The sequence below is a fragment of the Methylosinus sp. DMC45 genome (assembly GCF_056313885.1).
Map to the genome: position 1 here is coordinate 1 of NZ_JBQUZK010000021.1, position 1,500 is coordinate 1,500.

At 44.6% G+C, this 1,500-nt stretch carries 1 protein-coding gene; it reads right to left on the bottom strand.

Annotation, left to right across the window (positions count from 1 at the left end; translation table 11 throughout):
• Positions 1-248: 248 nt before the first annotated feature.
• On the bottom strand, positions 249-1,268 hold the full coding sequence (locus tag ACT53T_RS06225) for a glycosyl transferase family 90 (RefSeq protein ID WP_476160554.1): 1,020 nt from the start codon (positions 1,266-1,268) through the stop codon (positions 249-251).
• Between the last annotated feature and the right edge of the window lie 232 nt (positions 1,269-1,500).

Below are 1,500 nucleotides of genomic sequence, written 5' to 3' on the forward strand. Positions count from 1 at the left end.
TGTAGCTCACGGGCAACGGTCTCATGGCTTGAAGATCGCCCCACTTGGCTTACCCACCCGTTAATGTGACATCGCCCGCTGAGTGCACTTGTGGGTAATGGAAAGCCTCGACGGTCGGTTACGGATTTGTAACGTAAAATGTTCCATAGCCCGCCTCGTCCAATGGACCGTTTCACTATGATACGACAAATGTGCGGCAACCCCTCGTCAACAGTCCGCGGGACACGCCTCACTTAAACTCGGAGATGTCAATTAATAATATTATTATACCCATTTATTAATAAAGCAACATACTCAAAGACATGCTCGCGCTGCAAGTTCATATTATAAAAATCCTGTCCATTTTTGGCAATAAATTCGAAACGTCCCGGCTCACGCCGCTCAATTTCAACTATTCGCAAAACATCATCATCAGCGCGGATTGGAATGAAATTGTACCACGGAATTAATCCAGAAAAATAATATAGTTGATTTGGCGATGAATATTTTAAAAGGACAGAATTTGACTTTAGGGAAATAATAACCCGCGAACAGGTCGCTCCATTTCCATCCATTGAAATCAAAAACTTGCACTTGAGCTGCTCGGACCATTCGCGCCGCTCACCGCTAATACCCATATCAGCGATCATGCTTCTAACTTCGTCGGAATCCACCTGAACTATGTCTGGCAGCTTGAAATTCACTAATTTTTTATCTTTAAAATACTTTGCGGAATTGATTCGCGGAACGGTTCCGTTAGCAATCGATTCTTTTGTAATAACCCCGGCGCCGGTTGTAGCGCCAACAAATATAGCGCTTGGCTCCTTCTTATTATATTCATATATATCATCAACATTTTGATTTCTATAAAACTCGTAATGCAAAAAATCTATGTCAGGCATGAGTATTAATTTATCACTTTTTTGCTTCTGATATCCAAACACCGGAATTTCTTGACTCTCAAATACTTCGTCAGGAACCTCCATGCCGAACACAGTGTTAAATTCTATATTATGCAGCCTAACTACATCCTGAAAAAAATTTCTGTAGTTTACTGCTCTGAGTATAGATGCGTCGGCCGACACATGAAACTCTTCATCTTGAAAAAAAGCCGGCTTTGATCTAATGTTGACGACGCCGTTTGCGATCTCAAATACAAAAAAATATTTCCTCGTCGCATTATAGATGTTAAGCATCTCTTCGACGTATTTACGCTTGATGCCACGGCCGCCGTAGCCCGACAGCTGCTCTAAGCACCAGCCCTCATTCAACCGTTCGCCGAACGCCATGTTCTCTCCCCAAGCGAAGCGTTCTCTCCTCCCGCTTCATCGAAAACACTAATTCGTTTGCGCCATCCTGACCAGTCATACCATGGCAGAAAAACGGTCGATGCTAACCCAGGCTCCGCCGAGCAGTTCGAGACGATGAACGCCTTCCTCGCCGAGGCGATGTCACATTAACGGGTGGGTAAGCCAAGTGGGGCGATCTTCAAGCCATGAGACCGTTGCCCGTGAGCTACAA